Source organism: Flavobacterium panacis (assembly GCF_024649945.1).
Classification (GTDB): Bacteria; Bacteroidota; Bacteroidia; order Flavobacteriales; family Flavobacteriaceae; genus Flavobacterium; species Flavobacterium panacis.
Genome location: NZ_JANKMS010000003.1, coordinates 324,341 through 343,346 on the forward strand (window position 1 = coordinate 324,341; position 19,006 = coordinate 343,346).

The window sequence follows — 19,006 nt, forward strand, 5'->3', positions numbered from 1 at the left end:
TGGTGTTAAAGCTTCTTACAATAAAATCCCTGTTTAGTAAAAACACCATAAACCATTTCTTTGATTTCTCTGTTGGTTTCGATTCTAAGAATTCTTTCGCGATTTTTGAAATCGAAATTTATAATACAATCAGAAATAACGAACTGTAAATAAGCTACAAGTAAGCTTGCATCTTTCTTTGTTCTAACATTGGTTTTATAAGCTTCAATATGCATTTTTGTTCTTTGTTTTTATAGATAACAAACGAGAACAAAAAAGTTCCTAATGGTTTTCGATTTTTTTTCGAATAAATTTACTGGCAAGATAAATATGATTGGCGATGGTCTTTTCAGAAAGATCCGTCATCTCTGCAATCTCCTTATAGCTAAGGTTTTCCAGTTTGTGTAAAGTGAATATTTTTTGTTGTTGTTCAGGAAGCTGATTAATAAAATTTTGTAATTTTTCTTGCCTTTCCTCAAAAATTCCTGAATCTGTTTCTTCATCTAGGATATGATGAGTTTGTGAAGGATCAAGTTGTACAATTTTATTTTCTCTGTTTACATGATTAATGATGATGTTTTTGCAGATCACAAATATTTGCTTGTCAAACAAAACTTCTTCATTTAGCAATTCTCTTTTGTTGTATAATCGTATGAAAGTTTCCTGAACAAAGTCTTCGGGAGTAAATACAGAGGAATGAAATCGTCTGGCAATGTTTATCAGTTTATCATAATAATTGAAGTAAACTTCTTTAAAAGCTTCTTCATTACCTTTTTTTAAACTTAAAATAAACTTTTTATTGTCCATAACGAAAAATATCGCGACTAGTTTTTAACTAATCTAAACTCATTGGTTTCAATATTATTGTATTCAGAAATTTTGTAATCCTAAATCACGAATGTAATAAGTTACAAAGAACCGTAATTTAATTTAAGATTTGACGCTGTTGACGAATAAATGTTACAAATTTTACACGCGAAAATTTGTACAAAAGTTCGGTTTTTATTGATTTTAGAGGGATAAAAGAATTTTTATGCTTAAATTGTAAAGAACAAAATTCAAAACATTATGACTTTACAAAGATTTTCAGTTTTAATCCTGATCACTTTTTTGATTTCTTGTAATAATAAAAAAGAACAAGAACTTACAGAAAGAGAGAATATTCTCTTGGAACGCGAAAAGAAATTTGCCGATAAAGAAGCAGAATATGAATTGTTATTGAAAATGAAAGACAGCATTCAATTGACTCGTAAATTTAAAGATTCGGTTCCTGAAATTAAAGTGTGGCCAGATACTCTTAATACCAAATGGAACAGTAAAATGATTTGCCGAGAATCGAATTGTAGTACGTATGTTATTGGTGATCAGCGTACCGAAATCTGGGATTTTGTTTCAGATTCTACAGGGATGTATACCAACGTATTGAGTAATAATCAGATAAAAAGAGTTTTTAGAGGGCAATATTTAGTCAATAAAATAGTGCTCGATTCTGCCAGAGAAAGTTCCACTAAAAACAATATTAAAATTGAAGTTGTTCTCGATGATATTAAGAAAAATGTCATAAAAGGTACGCAGACTATCACAGGACAAGATAATTGTAAGGCAAAATTCTCAGTTGAACTTACGCCATCAAAAAAATAATTTATGTTTTTAAGTATACATCATATTAGTCTTCCTATTGAAGATCCGCTTTTAAAATTTCTTATCGAACTTATTATAATATTATGCATTCCGCTTTTATTAAATAAGATTAAAGTTCCTCACTTGCTTGGACTCATCATTGCTGGCGCCGTTATTGGCCCAAATGGTTTTGGCGTGCTTTCTAGAGATAGCAGCGTAGTGGTTACGGGAACTACTGGTCTTTTATACATTATGTTTTTGGCGGGATTGGAAATCGATATGGCCGATTTCAAGAAAAATAAGTGGAAAAGTATTGTTTTTTCTCTCTATACTTTTGCGGTCCCTTTTATCCTCGGTCTTGTTGGAGGATATTATGTATTAGGTTTTTCGTTCCTGACTTCGGTACTTTTTGCCAGTTTGTTTTCATCACATACTTTGATCGTGTATCCAATGGTAAGCGCATTAGGAATTGCTAAAAATCTTTCAGTCAACATAACCGTAGGAGGAACCATGATTACCGATGTTCTATCACTTCTTGTCCTGGCTGTTGTGGTCGGAATGTCTCAAGGAGAAGTTGGTACAGCTTTTTGGGTAAAACTAACTGTTTCTATGGTGCTTTTTACGCTGATTGTTTTATTACTCTTTCCTATTATTGCGCGATGGTTTTTCAAAAATGTGGAAGATAAAATCTCGCAGTATCTTTTTGTAATTGTGATGATTTATTTGGCGGCTCTTTTGGCAGAACTTGCCGGAATCGAATCTATCATTGGTGCCTTTTTTGCAGGTCTTGCTTTAAACAGATTAATTCCACATACTTCATCTTTAATGAATAGAGTAGAATTTGTTGGGAATGCTATTTTTATTCCGTTTTTTCTAATAAGTGTCGGAATGCTTATTGATTTTACTGCTTTTATACAGAGTTGGGAAACATTGTGGGTGGCCGCAATTATGCTTATAGCTTCTATTGGAGGTAAATATTTTGCCGCCATGCTGACCAAGAAAACCTATAAACTTACAAATGACGAGGGACAGTTGATCTTTGGTATGAGCGCCGCATCTGCAGCTGCAACATTAGCCTCTGTTATGGTAGGTTATAACATTATTATTGGAGAAAATGATGCAGGTGAACCGATAAGACTTTTAAACGATCATGTTCTTAACGGCAGTATTCTTTTGATATTAATTTCTTGTACGGTTTCTTCTTTTGTTTCAATGGCCAGCGCCCAGCGAATTGCAGACTCAGATAAAGATGATAAAGTGTCGGGCAAAAGCGAAGAAAAAGAGAATATTCTTCTGGCGTTGAATCACGAAGAGACGGTAGAAAAAATGGTAAATCTCGGACTGATTGTAAAAACATCTACGAATAAAGATCGTGTTTTTGCTGTCAATGTGATTAATGAGGAAGAAAATGAATCGTCGGTAAAAAATGCAGAAAAGATTCTGGGATTAGCGGTTAAAGCGGCTTCTGCGGCCGATGTTAAACTCAATCCGATTACGCGTCATGATAATGATACAGCAAGCGGAATTAGTAACGTCATTAAAGAAAAAGAAATAACAGATTTAATTGTAGGATTAGAAGGCGGAAAAGGATTCTCTGCTTCTTTCGTTTATAATTTGTACAACGGTTATCTCAAAAATAAAAATATAAATCTGATGATTTATCATGCTGTGCAGCCTGTTTCTACTATAAAAAATTATATAGTTTTGATTCCTGAAAATGCTGAAAAAGACGCTGGTTTTTTTCATTCAATGCTTCGAATTTGGAATATTGGGCGAAATTCTGGTGCAAAAATGAACTTTTATGGAAAAGAGAAAACCATGTTGCTTTTAAAAAGAATTGTAAAAAAAGCAACTATAGAAGCCACATTCAATATACTTGATTCTTGGAACCAGGCACAGGAAACTGCTTTCAATTTGGGAGAAGATGAAGGTTTGATCATTATGATGGCAGATAAAGGAATGTATTCTTACTTTCAGCAAATGCGCGATGTGCCTGATTTGCTTAATAAAAAAGTAATTAATAATAATTACATGCTGATTTATCCTTTTTCAAAAACTGAAAAAAATACGACCGAAAAGAGAGCTGTTAGCAGTCACGACGATTTTGTTGAGATAGGAAAAGTAATTCGAAATATTTTTAAATAAATCAAAGCCCTTAGACAGAAATCTAAGGGTTTTCTTTTTATTTTGATGCGTTATAAGCCAAAACAAGTTTGTCAAGAAATTGAAAAAGCTTTTTATTCATTTCGTTATAATCAAAAGAAAGAATTTCTTCTGGATTTTGAACAAATCGATGTTTTTTGCTTTTCGTTAATAAATCTGTTTCGCTTTCGATTAATAGAGAAACAACTTCAGTTGTAAGTTCCATATGGCATTGGAAACCATAAACAAGATTAGAATAAGAAACAATTTGAATCGGGCAGCCTTCACTAAAAGCTAGAACTTTACTTTCTTTCGTCAAACCAGGCATGTCATTGTGCCAATGCCCCACATTTAAAATTGATCCAAAATGATTTATTTTTTCATCTTTTATTCCGTCTTCGGTTAAAGTAATCGGGAAAACGCCAATTTCTTTTTCAGGACTATGACCAAAGTTTGATCCTAAAGCTTGTCCGATTAATTGTGAACCCAGACAAACGCCAATAACGGCTTTTCCTGCAGTAATACATTTTTGAATTAAAGCAATTTCGGCTTCTGCATTAAAATGCGGACATTCTTCAAGCGTAGTGTTTGGACTTTGAGGTCCGCCCATTACAATTAGCATGTCTATAGAATCAGTTGAATCTGGCAGCACCTCATTTTTATAAACTTTAGAGAAAGTTGTTTTGTAATTTCTGCTTTCTGCCCAATTCAAATACGCGCCTGGAGCTTCGTATGTTTCGTGTTGTATAAAGTGTATGTTCATTCGATCTAAAAATTACAACAAATGTAGTAGGATAAAGAACGTTTTTGATAGTCCACTTTTTCTTTTACTGAAATAGTCCAGATTTAAGAATTCAACGTAAGCATCATCTGAATGTCGACTCTATCATAAGCTGAAGAAAGACCTGTTATTTCTTTGAATCCTAACTTTTCATATAGCTTTATTGCAGGTTTAAGTTTTGTATTGCTTTCTAAATAAATTCTAGAAGCACCTTTTTCTTTAGCCCATTTTATTGCTGATTCGGCCAATAATAATCCAACGCCTTTTCCTTGTGCTTTCGGACTTACAGCCATTTTTGCTAATTCGTAATCGTAATCTTTTCCATCACTTTTTATTAAAGCGCAAACACCTAAAACTTCATCATTTAAAACAGCTGCAAAAATTTCTCCGCCTTTGTTTATAATATATTCTTCGGCATGATCAAGTGCTTTTACATCGTTGGGTTCAACTACAAAATAATTTGAAATCCATTCTATATTTAAGTCTTTAAAACTTTTTTTATACTTTGGGTTATAGGTCGCTATTTCTACTTGTTCCTTATTTTTCATAATGCTATTAAATACTATTTTTTATTATTCTGCCCAATTTTTTCAAATCAGCATCTACACGTTCATTCCATTCTAGGACATACGTCAACCTCATGCAGTTATTGTATTGATTGTACTGCGAAAAAATTCTTCCTGGTGCAAATACAATTTTTTGGGCTAGGGCAGTGTTATATAATTCTGTTGTGGAAATCCTTTCGTCTAATTCTACCCATAGCATAAAACCGCCTTTTGGCTGTGCGATTTTAGTGTTATCTGGAAAATAAGATTCTACAGTTCGGCTAATCTGGAGATAATTATTGTAAAGCTTATTTCTAAAAGATCTCAGATGATGATCGTAACGACCGTGTTCCAAGAAGTCTGCAATTACATCTGAATATAAAGAAGAATTACAAACCGTTTGAACTAGCTTTTGACGTATAATTTTATCTTTAAATTTTCCTGGCGCAATCCATCCAACGCGATAACCTGGTGCAAGAGTTTTAGAAACCGATCCGATCCATAGAACTAAGCCAGCTTCGTCATAAAATTTACAAGGTCTAGGTCGTTCTGAACCAAAATAAAGATTACCATAAATATCGTCTTCAATCAATGGAGTGTTATATTGTGTAATCAGTCTTACCAGTTCTTGTTTGTTTTCGTCTGGCATTTGAAACCCCATTGGATTATTGAAATTGGAGACAAAACAACAGGCTTTTATTTCAGGTAGTACTTTTTTTAAAGCGTCGAGATCTATTCCATACAAAGGATGAGTCGGAATTTCAACTGCTTTTAAACCTAATGCTTTAATGGCTTGGAGTATTCCAAAATAAGCAGGACTTTCTACAGCAACACTGTCTCCCGGAGATGTCACAGCCATAAGTGCATTGTACATGGCGTGCATAGCGCCAGAAGTAATTACAATATCATCCTCAGTAATTTTTCCTTCCATCACAATTGCCCATTTTGCAATAGCGCGTCGAAGTTCTTCAGATCCCTGAACGGGTTCGTAAGCTGTACCTGCATCGTCTCTATTGCGAACCGCATTGATAATACCTTTGTTGAGTTTGGCCACGGGAAGAAAATTCTTTCCAGGTAATCCCAATGCAAATTGGGTCACATCTGATCTGTTGATGGTACTGAAAACTTTATCGATAAGTTCTTCAGGAGTATTTTCGGTTTCGTGATTGTCAATGCTGGCAATTGTTGGAAGCGCTGTTGTACGCTGTGAACTTTTGCTAACGTAATATCCCGTTTTTGGACGAGATTCTATCAACGAACGGCTTTCTAATTCTAAATAAGCTTGTTTGATTGTGTTTAAACTAACATTATATAATTTTTGCGCACTTCGTACAGAAGGCAGTTTGCTGCCGAGCACCAGAATCTCATTATGAATTTGATCTTCTATTATTTTGGCAATTTTTAAATATAATGTTTCGCGATTTTTCATTGACGCTTTTTGCTAATGGTTTAAAAGTTTAAAGAATGCATAAAATAATCCGTGCTGTGTTTAAGCTGTTGAGGATTTTTGAAATTCGCACTTCTTTTTTTCTTTAGAAAATTTGAAATATACTCCTCAAATAGTGTTTTGTCTTTATCGGTTAAACTTCCGTCATCGTAAATTTGATGTACGATTTCGTTATTCGAATTCAGTAATAAAGTGGCAAACGAATTGATTTTGCCTTCTTTTTCAACGAGTAAAAAAGGAATACCAAAAAGCATTTGATCTTCGGCTTTTACAGACTTGTTTTGACTGAAAATGTTTTGTAAAATTTCCATATCAAATATATACACTTCTCTAAATGTTAGTTTTTTCTGTAGTAATGCTTTAGATTTCATATCTTTTTTTAGCAAAATTATTGCTATTAAAGATTTGGGTACAGATACAGAAAATACTTTTTTTACGGATACAGATTAAAGGTAGTGTTTTTATTGAATCTGTAAAAATTACCGTTAAGTTTTTTATTGAATGAAGGATTGATTCAGAACTACTGTTGAATTTGAAGTTATTTTATCCAGCCTGTTTTTCTTTTCCAGTCCAGAACTTCTTGTTTTCGTTTTTCGAAATCTTTCGGTGGTAATTGATTTTCTTGTTTTACTCGTTTGCGAATAATTTCTGTTTGTTCTTCCAAGGAGTTGAGTCCAATAGATTGTCTCCTTTGATTTAATATTGATAAGTCATCAAACAAATTCGGACTTAAATCTCCATTTTCATCCCAATCAAATTGAGTTCCGTAAAGTTGAGGTTTTCCTTCCAGGACTGCTATTCTATCACTTAAATAAGCTAAATGGATTGGATCTGCTTTCTTTTGATCAACTTCATTTTGTAATTGATCAGCACATTTTTTCATAAAATCGGGCAGTCCGATTGAATGCTGAATGATGAGCCAGGCGGCTTCACTAGCTTCTTTACCTACTTTGTCGATAGTTGGATAGCCGATTGAATTTATTATTTCTTCTAAAATTGCTGCGTTTTGAAGATGCAGTTTTTCCATTTCTTCTTTATATCCTTCAGAAAGCTTTTTACTTTCAATAAGTTTAGCTCTCAGCTCGAGATCGGCATTTTTCAGCTCAATGATTCTTTTGGAAATGGTTTTATTGGCCATCTGATATTGGTTGAAGAATTAACGAAAAATGACTTCAGTTTACAAGAAGTAGTGTTTTCTTGTAAATTTAGTTATTATCCTCCTTTTCCAAATCAGCAGCAGAAATCTGATCTAAGATATTGGTTTGGTTTGGAGAAATATAATTTTTGTTTTCGATTGTGGCTTCTTTCTTAAAAAGAAGATCTAAGGCATTATATAGTTTCAATAAAACATCTTTGTCTGCTTTATCGATTTCTAAAGCAGTATTAAAATTAAAAACATAATTGTTCGAATTGCGTACTTCGACTTTTATCGTTTTTGATGTGATCTTGAATTTAACTATATCCATTTGGTTATAAATTACTTAGTTCGAAAAAAGCGGTTTTAATGGTTTGTTTATTGAAAAATAAAACACAAATCTACTACAAATTACGAAGATTTTTAAATAAAAAAAACACCACTTAAAAAAGTGGTGTCTCTTACCTAAGTAGCGAGGACGGGAGTTGAACCCGTGACCTCAGGGTTATGAATCCTGCGCTCTAACCAACTGAGCTACCTCGCCTGGACTGCTATCATGAATTCCTGATTGCGGGTGCAAAGATAGAAATAATATTAAAGCATACAAGCAAAAAAGAAAGAAAAAAAAATATTTTTAAAAAAGCATTGTTTTTGGACATATATTCTTATATTTCGAAAAAATTAAAAGTAGCACATGGATTCAAAAATACGTTACGAAATCGAGTTTCCGATCAATTCTTCGCCGCAATTATTGTATCAATATATATCAACGCCGTCAGGTTTACAAGAATGGTTTGCTGACAACGTTAACTCAAGAGGGGAATTTTTTACTTTCATCTGGAATGATTCGCAAGAAAAAGCGCGTTTAGCGTCTAAAAAGTCTGGTGAAAAAGTAAAGTTTAAATGGGTAGATGAAAGCAGTAAAGACACTGATTACTTTTTTGAACTCCATATTTTAGTGGATGAATTGACTAAAGATGTATCGCTTATGGTGGTTGATTTTGCGGATAGAGAAGAAATAGGCGAAGCTAAACAATTGTGGGAGAATCAGATCTCAGATCTGAAACATCTTATTGGATCTGTTTAGTAAAAGTCTTTTTTATACCTTATATTTGCCCTGAACAAAATTCAGGGTTTTTTTATGATTAATTTTAACGGAAACATCGGGCAAGAAGAGAATGTATTAACTCAAAATCGTGCTTTTTTATACGGTGATGGGATATTTGAAACAGTAAAAATTATCAACGGAAAAATCTTGTTTCTTGAAGATCATTACTTTAGGTTGATGGCTTCAATGCGTGTTGTTCGAATGATGATTCCAATGAATTTTACAATGGAATACTTTGAGGAGCAAATTCTTAACTTAGTTAAAGAACTAAATATTGCTTCTTCAGCAAGAGCTAGAATTACTGTTTTTAGAAAAGATGGTGGTTTATATCTTCCAAAAAGCAACGAAATTTCATTTTTAATTAACGCCATTGTTCTTGGAAATACTTCTTACTCAGTAAGTACAAAAGAATACGAAGTAGATTTGTACAAAGACTTCTATGTAACCAAGCAATTATTATCGTCGCTTAAAACGACCAATAAGATGGTTAATATAACAGGAAGTATTTACGCGCACGAAAACGACCTTGCAAACTGTATTTTACTGAATGACAGTAAAAATGTAGTAGAGGCCCTTCAAGGGAATATTTTTATGGTTTCTGGAAATAAACTAATTACGCCTCCAGTTTCAGAGGGAGCTTTAAATGGTGTAATGCGTAAACAAATTTTAGCTTTAGCTAAGAAAGTAGAGGGCATAGAAGTTTTAGAAGAAATAATTTCGCCGTTTGATCTTCAAAAAGCAGACGAATTATTTCTAACCAATGTAATCACAGGGATACAGCCGATAACTAAATATCGAAAAAAGGAGTTTAAAATAAATTTGGCGCATTTATTAGTGCAAAAACTAAATGAATCCATTTCTGAAAATTAATTCAGATATGGATTTTCTGGTGCATTAGACCAAATAAGATAGTCGCCTCCAAGTTCTATAATCTGCTCTTTCCAAAAATGAGTGGTAGATTTTCCGATAATTTTATTTTTATAATTATTATCAGCAATAATCCAAGAGTTTCCCTGCATTTCATTTTCAAGCTGATTTTCGTCCCAACCAGTATAACCTAAGAAAAAGCGAATGTTATTCTTGCTGATAGCACCGCTATTTATTAAATCTTTGGTTGATTCAAAATCGCCTCCCCAATAAATTCCGTTCGAAATCTCAACACTATTTGGGATTAACTCAGGAATATTGTGAATAAAATAAAGGTTGTCTTGTTCTACAGGGCCTCCGTTGTATATTTTGAAATTAGCATCAATTTCTGGTATTAAGTCATTAATAGTATATTTTAATGGCTTATTGATTATAAAACCTATTGATCCTTCTTTGTTATGGTCTGCTAATAAAATTACCGATCTGTTAAAAGATAAATCTCCAATTATTGAAGGCTCGGCAATAAGCAGGTGTCCTTTTTTTAATTTTTCTGAAATCATACGGTTACAATTTTTATTAAATTTAATCATAAAAAAATTAAAATCACAAAAAAAATCGTTAAACCGCATAAAAAAACCTTCCATAAGGAAGGTTTTAATTATATTATAAGTTTAGAGAACTTTCTTACTTAGTTCACTGCACCTTCTAATTCAGCACCAGCTTTGAATTTTACTACGTTTTTAGCTGCGATTTTGATAGTTTTTCCTGTTTGAGGGTTTCTACCATCTCTAGCAGCTCTAGAAGATACTGACCAAGATCCGAAACCTACTAATGAAACTCTTCCTCCTTTTTTCAAAGTTGTTCCTACATTACCTAAAAAAGACTCTAAAGCTAATTTCGCCGCAGCTTTTGTAATTCCTGCATCAGCAGCGATAGCATCGATTAATTCTGATTTGTTCATAATAATTAGTTATTAATTGTTGGTTAAAAAAAATTGTTAATACACAAATTTAGTAGGAAATCCGTTGCGTGCAAGTCTTTTCTTTAATTTTAGCAAAAATTGTTGATAACTTGCTTTTTTTGTTCATAAAGAATGTTGTTCATCGATGAAAATTAGGTACAAACCCCTGTTTTACTGATGTTAATAGACTTTTGCAGCGTCAGAAAAGCTTACTCCATTTAATAATTCGGAGGCAAGCATTCTCTTTTTTCCTGGAAATTGTAGACTTAATAACTGAATAAAGCCGTCTTTTATTGCAATCTTGATTTCTTTTTTACTGTTAATTAACTTTCCAACCTCATAAGAATGTGATTCTGAGACTAGTTTAGCTTCGTAAATTTTGATGCTTAATTCTTCTGCTTGGTCTTTTAAGAAACACCAAGATGCAGGATACGGACTTAGACCTCGAATCAGATTGTTGATTTCGGCTCCTGATTTTGTCCAGTCAATCTTGCAGTTTTCTTTGTTTAATTTATAGGCTGTTTTGATGTCGTCATGATCTTCCTGAATTGTCGTTGTTACATTTCCATTTTCAATGACTTTTAAAGTGTCAATTACAGTTTCGCTTCCTAAAAGCATTAATCGATCGTGTAATTGTCCTGCCGTTTCTTCTGGTTCGATAGCAATTTCAGAATTTAAAATCATTGCTCCGGTATCAATTTTATCATCAATAAAGAAAGTAGTAACACCGGTTTTGGTTTCTCCATTAATAATGGCCCAGTTAATTGGTGCAGCACCACGATAATTTGGTAATAAAGAGGCGTGAAGATTAAAAGTTCCTAATTCGGGCATTTCCCAAACTACTTTTGGTAGCATTCTAAAAGCGACTACAATTTGTAAATTGGCATTTAAAGCTTTTAGTTCAGCTAAGAAATTCTCGTCTTTTAAATTGGTAGGTTGTAATAACGTAAGATTGTTGGCAAGTGCATATTCTTTAACTGCCGAATATTTTATTTTTTGTCCGCGTCCTGCTGGTTTGTCTGCAGCAGTAATTACGCCAACAACTTCATAGTTGTTTTTAATAATGGTATCCAGAATGCCTACAGCAAATTCTGGTGTTCCCATAAATATAATTCTCAATTTCTCCATTATGATTTTAAAGTGTATTTATTGTTCGCCTGTATGATAATATGATTGTTTTCAAGTAATTCCTGAAGAACCGAAACAATGTCTTTAGTGTCCATGTTGATCTGGTTTTCAATTTCTCTTGAACTTAAAGAAGCTGTTTTTAGTAAAGATAGAATCTTGTCAGCAATAGAATCTGCTTCAGTGATTTTTCCTTTTTGGGTAATACAATAGGAGCAAATACCACAGTTTTCGTTAGTTTCTTCTCCAAAATAATCCAAGACCAATCTGTTTTTACAGGTTTTAGAGTCTTTTATATAATGAAGGACAGATAGAAGTTGTTCTTTTTTAACTAGATTTTGTTTTTCTAAATATTTTGAAACTCTATTTATGGTATGATCGTCTTCGCGGACTTCATTAAATAAAATAGTAGCGTCGTTGTTTTTAGATTTATATTCAATAATTTCTTTTTCTTTTAATTTTTCTAAAAGAGCAATAACTTGTTCTTCTGAACGATTCGATTTTTTAGCAATCAAACCTAAATTCAAATTAGATTTAACCTCATAGACACCAGGATAAGTTCTTAGAATGGCAAGAATAATTTCCTCGTCATTCGGATTTAAACTCATATAGCGAATCACTTCTTTTGACTCAATTAAAAACTGAATATTGATTTTCTCTGAAAATTCCTGAGACATCGTAATGATTCCCTGCTGATTCAGAAATTGTAATGCATTGTAGGTTTTTACAGTAGGGAAGTCGTATTTATTGCAAAAATGATTCATTTTAAACGAAAATGATTCGTCTAAACCTTCGCCATAAGCAATCTGAAAATAATTACAGAGTTTTATATACATCGTTTTTAAAAACTTCTTATCGGGAAGAATATTTAAAAACTGTTGCTCAGTCTGGATCATATCCGAATTATTATAAAGTAAAACGGAAAAAGCCTTTGCGCCGTTTCGACCCGCTCTACCAGATTCCTGATAATAATTTTCTAAATTTTCAGGAAGCTGAGTATGGATAACAGTTTTGACATTGTCTTTGTCAATTCCCATTCCGAAAGCATTTGTTGCTACAATAACCTGTGCTTGCTGCGACATCCACAACTGCATGTTTTTGTCTTTTTCTTTTGCCGAAAGTCCACCATGATAGTAAGTCGATGTAAATCCCAGCGATTGTAATTGCGAAGACATGTTTAGGCAAGATTTGCGATTTCGGACGTATATAATAGAAGGTTGCGGATTTTTTTTAAGAATTTGTTCGGTTCTGTAAAGTTTGTCTTCCACTTCAAAAACCATGTAAGCAATATTTTTACGCTCAAATGACTGCTGAAAATGTCTCGGATTTTTTAATTCCAACTGCGTTCTAATATCTTCAATAACTCTTGGAGTTGCGGTTGCGGTTAAAGCCAAAAACGGAATTTTAGGAAAAAATTTCTTTAACTCCGAAATTTTAAGATAAGCCGGTCTAAAATCGTGCCCCCACTGCGAAACACAATGCGCCTCATCAATAGCAATTAAATTGATAGGAAGATTTTTGATTCGTTCCAGAATCCAGTCCGATTGTAAACGTTCTGGGGAAAGATAAAGGAATTTGTAATTACCATATTGGCAATTGTCTAAAAGATCAATAATTTCTTCAGTGTGAATCCCGCCTGTAAGAGCAATTGCTTTAATGTCTCTTTTTTGAAGATTCATTACCTGGTCTTTCATCAAAGCAATTAATGGAGAAATTACGAGACAAATACCTTCCTGCATCATGGCAGGAACCTGAAAACAAATCGATTTTCCTCCGCCTGTCGGAAGTACTGCAAAAGTATCCTGTCCTTCTAAAACAGAATCGATAATTTCTTTTTGCAACGGTCTAAAACTGTCGTGTTTCCAGTATTTTAGAAGAATATCCTGCGCTCCGAGCATTGCGTGAGTTTTAAAGTTAAAAATTTAGAAAACAGCTTCTAGTTTTGCAACTTTAAAACCTTTTGCTAAATTTTGTCTAAGATATAAAGAATTCTGTTCTCAACTGTATCTTTTGGAACTTCGATCAATTCGTAACCATATTTTTTATAGGTTTCAATAAGATGTTCCTGAATTTTAACTGCCTGTTCAAAATTTTCGTAACGCTCTGCATCACTTTGGTAAATTTCTTCCCATGGCGGTAGAATAAAAGTTTTAGAATATTTATAATCTTCGCAAGCTTTGGTGAAAAATTCTGGATAATCGTCTCCAATATAATCCATGTAGGCTACAACATCAGGAATTCCTCGGTCAATAAAAACTACATTGTCAGGTTCGTTAAGAGCATTTTTATATTGTTCAATACGACCTTCCAAAAGCATTTGGCTGAATAAAAGAGGCTGTTCTAAGAACAATTGTTCGATGCCTTCTTCTTGCGCTTTCATGGTAACCTGTCTTGAGATTTCAGGATAGCAACAAAAGCCACGAGCTACCAATTCGTTAATAAGTGTTGATTTTCCAGTACCGGGTCCGCCAAGTAAGACTATAATTTCTTTTTGCACTATTCTAAAAATAAAGCGCAAATTTACCTAAAGTTATTTATAATTAAAAAGAATATTTATTAGAAACGAAAGATTTGATATTTTAATAAACAAAAGTTGCTGATTGAGGAGAAGAAATGGTTTGGTTTTAAGTAAAAGTGAAAAGTCCCAGAGGGGCGACATATTTATAGAAAAATAAACACAATAGGGAAAAAGCTCCAGCGGAGCGACATATAACTATCTAAATTATGTCGCTCCGCTGGAGCTTTTGATTGGGTTAAATTGAATTTTGCTATAAATATTTTGCTCCGCTGGAGCATTTTCTGAAATTGAAAACTTTTTATGCACTTCCAGAAATATTTAAGTCTGAGTAATTGTGTTTGGTTAAGTTGATTTTTAAATTAATATTACAATTTCCACCGTCATTCATTCTGATTAAATCATATTTGAAAGTATCTTTAAAATAAAAATCATTACAATAACAGCTTATCCAAACCTCTTTCTCTTGTTTTTTGTTTATAACGACAATACATTGTTTTATGTATTGGTCAAATTTTTCAAGTTTTGATTTGTTTTCAGAGAAACACTTCTTTAGGATTAGATCCGTTTCAACTAACTCCTTTTGTGTTAGATCATAAGGTTTTATTGTGTTGGGCTCATAACCATAATATACTGAACTATGCATTTCTTGGTTGAAGCTAAAAATTGCATAATCTTTAAATTTTGTAAAGTCTAATTCATTTTTTGTCTTAAACAGATTTTTTTTGATTTCTATTTTTAATGCTGATTTGTCGAACTCAATAAAGTTGTTTTTAATTACTGCTTTCTCACTACTTCTATCAAATTTAAATTCAAATGGTTTAAAGTAAATTGTGTCATTTTTTACAAAACAAGAGCCTTTAAAAATTTCTAACTTTTCGTAGTCATCTTCTTTTTTTATGATTGTGAAAGTGTAAGAGCTATCGGAGAAGAATTGAAATTTTAAGCTTGTACTTCCTATAAATTTGTAATTGTTTATTGCTAATATTTTTTCAATTTTTTGCGGTTTGTTTTTTTGTTTTTCTTCATTCTGCTTGCATTGAATGCTTAATCCCAAAATAATTACTGACAATATTATTTTTATGCTCATTCTCATTCTCATAAGGTTTTATTTTACTCGCAAAACAAATACTTTCCAGAATCCTTTCCTTTTTTATCGGAAGGAATAATCAAATGCGATTGAAATTTTTTTCCTCTCAAAACATCATTCACAAAATCTAAAACATATTGTTGGCCTTGATGAAAAAGATAACCTGAAAATTCATGTCCGCCTCCACAGAAAGTAATCAATTCAATGTCTTTGTGTAAATCTTGCATTTGATTGTAAACGGCATAAGAACCAAAAAGAATCAACCAACCCGAAGAATTTGTCGGACAAGAACGGTGAGAACCTGCGCTGTATGGAACCGTATCATCATTATTTCCATGAGCTAATAACATCGGAATTGCTTTTTCTTTCGTGATTAAGTTAATATCTTGAATTGCGCCCGAGCCACCAATAAAACCTTTGTATTTAAAGTTTTCTGGAAGATTGTTTTTGTATAAATTCATTAATTTATAATCCCAAAAAGAAGCATGAAAACCAATTTCGGCTCCAGCACTTATTCCGGAAATGAAGAATTTTGAAGTGTCTAGATTGTATTTGTCTGCATTCTCAATCATGAAAGCTGTTGCTTGCCACATATCGCTCACGCCAATTTGAATCGCTTTTATTTTTTCAGTCAAAGTTCCTTTGCAACCAAAATCTTTTCCTTTCATGTATAAACTGTATGAAATACTCGCAACCGCATAACCGTTTTGCGACATAAATTTTCCGAAGTCTTTTTCACTTGTGCGTTCTCCGCCGGAAAATCCTCCGCCAAAAGCAAACAGAATCAACGGGATCTTTTCACCTGCTTTTTTCTTTGGAAGATATAAATCTAAATCAAGTTTTAAAGTGTCATTTTGGAAATAAGTCAATGTTTTGACTTCTTGTGCATTGCTGTTGTAAAAAGTAAAAAAGGTAAAAAGTAAGAAGATAATTTTTTTCATTGTATTGTGTTTTTAGTCTCGCAAAGTCGCAGAGACGCAAAGTTTTTTTGCAAAAATTACGTTTTATAATTTTAATAAAATAAATCTTTGCATCTCTGCGACTTTGCGAGAGATTTCGGCAGATTGTTTTCTCAAATATAAGATGAAATTTTACAATCAAATAATCTTGTAAAGCTTTTTTCTATGCACCTTTGTAACTTTGTAACTTTGAACCTTTTTTCGAAAGAAAAAATCTAAAAAGTCTGAAATCAAAAACGTATATTTGCGTTTATTTTTAATTACGAATGGAGAACGATAAAGAAAAAAATACAGCCGAATTTTACGAAAGATTAAAAGTAGAGCTTGATAATGCAAATACTTGGCCAGCAGAATACTTGTACAAATTTATTGTGCCTTCTGTAGCAGATAATGTAGAGCGTGTTGAAAAAGCTTTTGATCGAATGGGAGCAGTTATTAAAACAACAAAATCAAAAACAGGTAAATTTACCAGCGTTTCTGTAGATGTTACGATGCACAGCTCAGATGATGTAATCAGTAAATACAAAGAAGTTTCTACAATAGAAGGTATAGTTTCATTATAAACTTATGATCGAAAAATATAAAAGAGAAGCCGCAAGTGATGTTGTCTACAATCTAGAATATAATTCTGAAAGACAACGTTTAATTATTCCTGAATATGGTCGTCATTTACAAAAACTGATCGATCAAGCTACTGCAATTGAAGATGATGAAACGCGCAACAAAGCGGCGAAATACATCATTCAGGTTATGGGAAGCTTAAATCCGCATTTACGTGATGTACCCGATTTTCAGCACAAACTTTGGGATCAGCTTTTTATTATGTCTGATTTTAAACTGAATGTAGAATCGCCATATCCTATTCCGTCAAGAGATGTTTTGCAGCTAAAGCCAGAAACTTTACAATATCCGCAGAATTTTCCAAAATACAGATTTTATGGAAATAACATCAAATACATGATTGATGTTGCCAATAAATGGGAAGACGGAGAGATGAAAAATGCATTGGTAATGGTGATTGCCAACCACATGAAAAAATCATTCTTAAGCTGGAACAAAGACACAGTAAAAGATGATGTAATTTTTGAGCATTTATATGAATTGTCGGGAGGTAAGATTAATTTATTGCATAGTACAGAAGAATTGTTAAATACAACAGATTTAATGCGTACAAACAAACGCATGTCTAACAAAACAGCTTCAGGTCCACAGCCAAAAATTCAAAATAACAAAAACAACAATAAAGGCGGTCAGAAAAAGACGTTTCAAAAAAATAATAATCAGAAATAAAAAAGCTACTAAGTTGCTAAGCTACTAAGTTGCTGAGTTTATACTTAGAATCTTAGGGTCTCAGAATCTTAGAAACTTTGAAAGAACCTAAAAAAAATCTATGGGAATTTTTAAAATCGAAGGAGGAACTCCTTTAAAAGGAGAAATCACTCCGCAAGGAGCAAAAAATGAGGCATTACAAATTTTATGTGCCGTGCTGCTGACAGGAGAGAAAGTAAAAATTAATAACATTCCTGATATTATAGACATCAATAAATTAATCACTTTGTTGGGGAATTTAGGGGTGAAAATTCAACGTAACGAGCCAGGTTCAATTACCTTTCAGGCTGATGAGGTTAATGTTGGATATTTAGAAACAGAAGCTTTCAAAAAAGAAGGTGGAGCACTTCGTGGTTCTATTATGATTGTTGGTCCGCTTTTGGCTCGTTTCGGAAAAGGATATATTCCAAAACCGGGTGGAGATAAAATTGGTCGTCGTAGATTAGATACGCACTTTGAAGGTTTTATCAACCTTGGAGCAAAATTCAGATATAACAGAGAAGATCATTTTTACGGAGTAGAATCTCCAAAAGAAGGATTAACAGGAACAGATATGCTTTTAGACGAAGCTTCTGTAACTGGAACTGCTAACATTGTTATGGCAGCTGTTTTAGCAAAAGGAACAACTACAGTTTATAACGCTGCTTGTGAGCCTTACTTGCAACAGTTATGTAAAATGTTGAACTCTATGGGAGCAAAAATCACTGGAGTTGGTTCTAACTTATTGACTATTGAAGGTGTTGAAAGCCTTGGTGGATGTGAGCACAGAATTCTTCCTGATATGATTGAAATCGGTTCTTGGATTGGTCTTGCGGCTATGACAAAAAGCGAAATCACAATCAAAAATGTAAGCTGGGAAAACTTAGGTTTGATTCCGAATACTTTCAGAAAATTAGGAATTACAATCGAAAAACGTAACGACGATATTTATATTCCAGCTCACAAAGATGGATATGAAGTAAAAACAGACATTGACGGTTCTATCTTAACGATTGCAGATGCGCCATGGCCAGGATTTACTCCTGACTTATTAAGTATCGTTTTGGTAGTAGCAACACAAGCAAAAGGAGACGTTTTAATTCACCAAAAAATGTTCGAAAGCCGTTTATTCTTCGTGGATAAATTGATCGATATGGGAGCAAAAATTATGTTGTGTGATCCACACAGAGCTGTGGTTATGGGACATAATTTCGAATCTCAATTGAAAGCAACTACAATGTCTTCTCCAGATATTCGTGCAGGAATCTCATTATTGATTGCGGCGCTTTCTGCAAAAGGAACAAGCACCATTCAAAATATTGAACAAATCGACCGTGGATACGAGCGTATCGATGAGCGCTTAAGAGCAATTGGTGCTAAAATTGTTAGAGCATAAAAAAGTTAGCCACGAATTTCACGAATTA

Annotated in this window: 22 protein-coding genes and 1 tRNA gene; 7 read left to right on the plus strand and 16 right to left on the minus strand. The window is 33.1% G+C overall.

Annotation, left to right across the window (positions count from 1 at the left end):
• Positions 1–5 precede the first annotated feature (5 nt).
• Together NQQ59_RS09540 and NQQ59_RS09545 are read right to left on the minus strand one after the other, a co-directional pair.
• Positions 6–215 (minus strand): hypothetical protein, encoded by a 210-nt coding sequence (locus tag NQQ59_RS09540; protein ID WP_144217990.1) that lies wholly within the window; start codon positions 213–215, stop codon positions 6–8.
• Positions 216–261: 46 nt separating this feature from the next.
• On the minus strand, positions 262–786 hold the full coding sequence (locus NQQ59_RS09545; protein ID WP_144217992.1) for an RNA polymerase sigma factor: 525 nt from the start codon (positions 784–786) through the stop codon (positions 262–264).
• A 261-nt stretch (positions 787–1,047) separates the two neighbouring features.
• Between NQQ59_RS09545 and NQQ59_RS09550 the strand changes: the two genes are divergently transcribed.
• The gene (locus tag NQQ59_RS09550; protein ID WP_144217994.1) at positions 1,048–1,620 is read left to right on the plus strand and encodes a hypothetical protein; all 573 of its coding nucleotides are present in this window, start codon (positions 1,048–1,050) and stop codon (positions 1,618–1,620) included.
• Positions 1,621–1,623: 3 nt separating this feature from the next.
• A complete protein-coding gene (locus tag NQQ59_RS09555) occupies positions 1,624–3,744 on the plus strand; it encodes a cation:proton antiporter (RefSeq protein WP_144217996.1) in 2,121 nt (706 codons plus the stop codon).
• Between the two features lie 37 nt (positions 3,745–3,781).
• Here the strand turns inward: NQQ59_RS09555 and NQQ59_RS09560 are convergent, their stop codons facing one another.
• The 7 genes from NQQ59_RS09560 to NQQ59_RS09590 form a co-directional block, all read right to left on the minus strand.
• A complete protein-coding gene (locus NQQ59_RS09560; protein ID WP_144217998.1) occupies positions 3,782–4,504 on the minus strand; it encodes a type 1 glutamine amidotransferase in 723 nt (240 codons plus the stop codon).
• A gap of 83 nt (positions 4,505–4,587) precedes the next feature.
• On the minus strand, positions 4,588–5,070 hold the full coding sequence (locus NQQ59_RS09565) for a GNAT family N-acetyltransferase (protein ID WP_144218000.1): 483 nt from the start codon (positions 5,068–5,070) through the stop codon (positions 4,588–4,590).
• Between the two features lie 7 nt (positions 5,071–5,077).
• The gene (locus NQQ59_RS09570) at positions 5,078–6,496 is read right to left on the minus strand and encodes an aminotransferase-like domain-containing protein (RefSeq protein WP_144218002.1); all 1,419 of its coding nucleotides are present in this window, start codon (positions 6,494–6,496) and stop codon (positions 5,078–5,080) included.
• A gap of 20 nt (positions 6,497–6,516) precedes the next feature.
• Positions 6,517–6,885, minus strand: a complete 369-nt coding sequence (locus NQQ59_RS09575) for a hypothetical protein (protein WP_144218004.1) — start codon at positions 6,883–6,885, stop codon at positions 6,517–6,519.
• A gap of 167 nt (positions 6,886–7,052) precedes the next feature.
• Positions 7,053–7,652: a DUF6624 domain-containing protein gene (locus tag NQQ59_RS09580; protein WP_144218006.1), complete on the minus strand. Its 600-nt coding sequence runs from the start codon at positions 7,650–7,652 to the stop codon at positions 7,053–7,055.
• Between the two features lie 67 nt (positions 7,653–7,719).
• Entirely contained in the window at positions 7,720–7,980 is a 261-nt protein-coding gene (locus NQQ59_RS09585; RefSeq protein WP_144218008.1) for a hypothetical protein, read from the minus strand.
• A 139-nt stretch (positions 7,981–8,119) separates the two neighbouring features.
• Positions 8,120–8,193, minus strand: a tRNA-Met gene (locus tag NQQ59_RS09590).
• Between the two features lie 150 nt (positions 8,194–8,343).
• Here NQQ59_RS09590 and NQQ59_RS09595 point away from each other — a divergent pair.
• Both NQQ59_RS09595 and NQQ59_RS09600 read left to right on the plus strand, forming a co-directional pair.
• Positions 8,344–8,736, plus strand: a complete 393-nt coding sequence (locus tag NQQ59_RS09595) for an START-like domain-containing protein (protein WP_144218010.1) — start codon at positions 8,344–8,346, stop codon at positions 8,734–8,736.
• 54 nt (positions 8,737–8,790) lie between these two features.
• Positions 8,791–9,627: an aminotransferase class IV gene (locus NQQ59_RS09600; RefSeq protein WP_144218012.1), complete on the plus strand. Its 837-nt coding sequence runs from the start codon at positions 8,791–8,793 to the stop codon at positions 9,625–9,627.
• On the opposite strand, the gene NQQ59_RS09605 is transcribed toward NQQ59_RS09600, so the two are convergent.
• The 7 genes from NQQ59_RS09605 to NQQ59_RS09635 form a co-directional block, all read right to left on the minus strand.
• Complete coding sequence (locus NQQ59_RS09605; protein ID WP_144218014.1) at positions 9,624–10,184, minus strand: YqgE/AlgH family protein; 561 nt, start codon at positions 10,182–10,184, stop codon at positions 9,624–9,626. The two genes, NQQ59_RS09600 and NQQ59_RS09605, sit on opposite strands and share 4 nt — an antisense overlap.
• Before the next feature lie 128 nt (positions 10,185–10,312).
• Positions 10,313–10,585 carry an HU family DNA-binding protein gene (locus NQQ59_RS09610; RefSeq protein ID WP_008464760.1) on the minus strand — a complete coding sequence of 91 codons (273 nt, stop codon included), beginning with the start codon at positions 10,583–10,585 and terminating at the stop codon, positions 10,313–10,315.
• Between the two features lie 180 nt (positions 10,586–10,765).
• Positions 10,766–11,713 (minus strand): methionyl-tRNA formyltransferase, encoded by a 948-nt coding sequence (fmt, locus tag NQQ59_RS09615; RefSeq protein WP_144218016.1) that lies wholly within the window; start codon positions 11,711–11,713, stop codon positions 10,766–10,768.
• Positions 11,713–13,608 carry a RecQ family ATP-dependent DNA helicase gene (locus NQQ59_RS09620; protein ID WP_144218018.1) on the minus strand — a complete coding sequence of 632 codons (1,896 nt, stop codon included), beginning with the start codon at positions 13,606–13,608 and terminating at the stop codon, positions 11,713–11,715. The genes fmt and NQQ59_RS09620 overlap by 1 nt, the downstream gene beginning before the upstream one ends.
• Positions 13,609–13,673: 65 nt before the next feature.
• Positions 13,674–14,207: an AAA family ATPase gene (locus NQQ59_RS09625; RefSeq protein WP_144218020.1), complete on the minus strand. Its 534-nt coding sequence runs from the start codon at positions 14,205–14,207 to the stop codon at positions 13,674–13,676.
• A gap of 319 nt (positions 14,208–14,526) precedes the next feature.
• Positions 14,527–15,321 carry a hypothetical protein gene (locus NQQ59_RS09630; RefSeq protein ID WP_257698182.1) on the minus strand — a complete coding sequence of 265 codons (795 nt, stop codon included), beginning with the start codon at positions 15,319–15,321 and terminating at the stop codon, positions 14,527–14,529.
• A 17-nt stretch (positions 15,322–15,338) separates the two neighbouring features.
• On the minus strand, positions 15,339–16,256 hold the full coding sequence (locus tag NQQ59_RS09635) for an alpha/beta hydrolase family protein (RefSeq protein ID WP_144218024.1): 918 nt from the start codon (positions 16,254–16,256) through the stop codon (positions 15,339–15,341).
• Between the two features lie 284 nt (positions 16,257–16,540).
• Here NQQ59_RS09635 and NQQ59_RS09640 point away from each other — a divergent pair, with 284 nt between their 5' ends.
• From NQQ59_RS09640 to murA, 3 genes are all read left to right on the plus strand, one after another.
• A complete protein-coding gene (locus NQQ59_RS09640) occupies positions 16,541–16,837 on the plus strand; it encodes a DUF493 family protein (RefSeq protein WP_066033683.1) in 297 nt (98 codons plus the stop codon).
• A 4-nt stretch (positions 16,838–16,841) separates the two neighbouring features.
• Positions 16,842–17,564, plus strand: a complete 723-nt coding sequence (locus NQQ59_RS09645) for a DUF4290 domain-containing protein (RefSeq protein WP_144218026.1) — start codon at positions 16,842–16,844, stop codon at positions 17,562–17,564.
• Positions 17,565–17,664: 100 nt separating this feature from the next.
• Positions 17,665–18,978 carry a UDP-N-acetylglucosamine 1-carboxyvinyltransferase gene (gene murA / locus NQQ59_RS09650; RefSeq protein WP_095929490.1) on the plus strand — a complete coding sequence of 438 codons (1,314 nt, stop codon included), beginning with the start codon at positions 17,665–17,667 and terminating at the stop codon, positions 18,976–18,978.
• The last annotated feature ends 28 nt before the right edge of the window (positions 18,979–19,006 follow it).

Coding starts and splice junctions, on each gene's coding strand:
- NQQ59_RS09540 (WP_144217990.1), bottom strand. CDS start 215: ATGCATATTGAAGCTTATAAAACCAATGTTAGAACAAAGAAAGATGCA.
- NQQ59_RS09545 (WP_144217992.1), bottom strand. CDS start 786: ATGGACAATAAAAAGTTTATTTTAAGTTTAAAAAAAGGTAATGAAGAA.
- NQQ59_RS09550 (WP_144217994.1), top strand. CDS start 1,048: ATGACTTTACAAAGATTTTCAGTTTTAATCCTGATCACTTTTTTGATT.
- NQQ59_RS09555 (WP_144217996.1), top strand. CDS start 1,624: ATGTTTTTAAGTATACATCATATTAGTCTTCCTATTGAAGATCCGCTT.
- NQQ59_RS09560 (WP_144217998.1), bottom strand. CDS start 4,504: ATGAACATACACTTTATACAACACGAAACATACGAAGCTCCAGGCGCG.
- NQQ59_RS09565 (WP_144218000.1), bottom strand. CDS start 5,070: ATGAAAAATAAGGAACAAGTAGAAATAGCGACCTATAACCCAAAGTAT.
- NQQ59_RS09570 (WP_144218002.1), bottom strand. CDS start 6,496: ATGAAAAATCGCGAAACATTATATTTAAAAATTGCCAAAATAATAGAA.
- NQQ59_RS09575 (WP_144218004.1), bottom strand. CDS start 6,885: ATGAAATCTAAAGCATTACTACAGAAAAAACTAACATTTAGAGAAGTG.
- NQQ59_RS09580 (WP_144218006.1), bottom strand. CDS start 7,652: ATGGCCAATAAAACCATTTCCAAAAGAATCATTGAGCTGAAAAATGCC.
- NQQ59_RS09585 (WP_144218008.1), bottom strand. CDS start 7,980: ATGGATATAGTTAAATTCAAGATCACATCAAAAACGATAAAAGTCGAA.
- NQQ59_RS09595 (WP_144218010.1), top strand. CDS start 8,344: ATGGATTCAAAAATACGTTACGAAATCGAGTTTCCGATCAATTCTTCG.
- NQQ59_RS09600 (WP_144218012.1), top strand. CDS start 8,791: ATGATTAATTTTAACGGAAACATCGGGCAAGAAGAGAATGTATTAACT.
- NQQ59_RS09605 (WP_144218014.1), bottom strand. CDS start 10,184: ATGATTTCAGAAAAATTAAAAAAAGGACACCTGCTTATTGCCGAGCCT.
- NQQ59_RS09610 (WP_008464760.1), bottom strand. CDS start 10,585: ATGAACAAATCAGAATTAATCGATGCTATCGCTGCTGATGCAGGAATT.
- fmt (WP_144218016.1), bottom strand. CDS start 11,713: ATGGAGAAATTGAGAATTATATTTATGGGAACACCAGAATTTGCTGTA.
- NQQ59_RS09620 (WP_144218018.1), bottom strand. CDS start 13,608: ATGCTCGGAGCGCAGGATATTCTTCTAAAATACTGGAAACACGACAGT.
- NQQ59_RS09630 (WP_257698182.1), bottom strand. CDS start 15,321: ATGAGAATGAGCATAAAAATAATATTGTCAGTAATTATTTTGGGATTA.
- NQQ59_RS09635 (WP_144218024.1), bottom strand. CDS start 16,256: ATGAAAAAAATTATCTTCTTACTTTTTACCTTTTTTACTTTTTACAAC.
- NQQ59_RS09640 (WP_066033683.1), top strand. CDS start 16,541: ATGGAGAACGATAAAGAAAAAAATACAGCCGAATTTTACGAAAGATTA.
- NQQ59_RS09645 (WP_144218026.1), top strand. CDS start 16,842: ATGATCGAAAAATATAAAAGAGAAGCCGCAAGTGATGTTGTCTACAAT.
- murA (WP_095929490.1), top strand. CDS start 17,665: ATGGGAATTTTTAAAATCGAAGGAGGAACTCCTTTAAAAGGAGAAATC.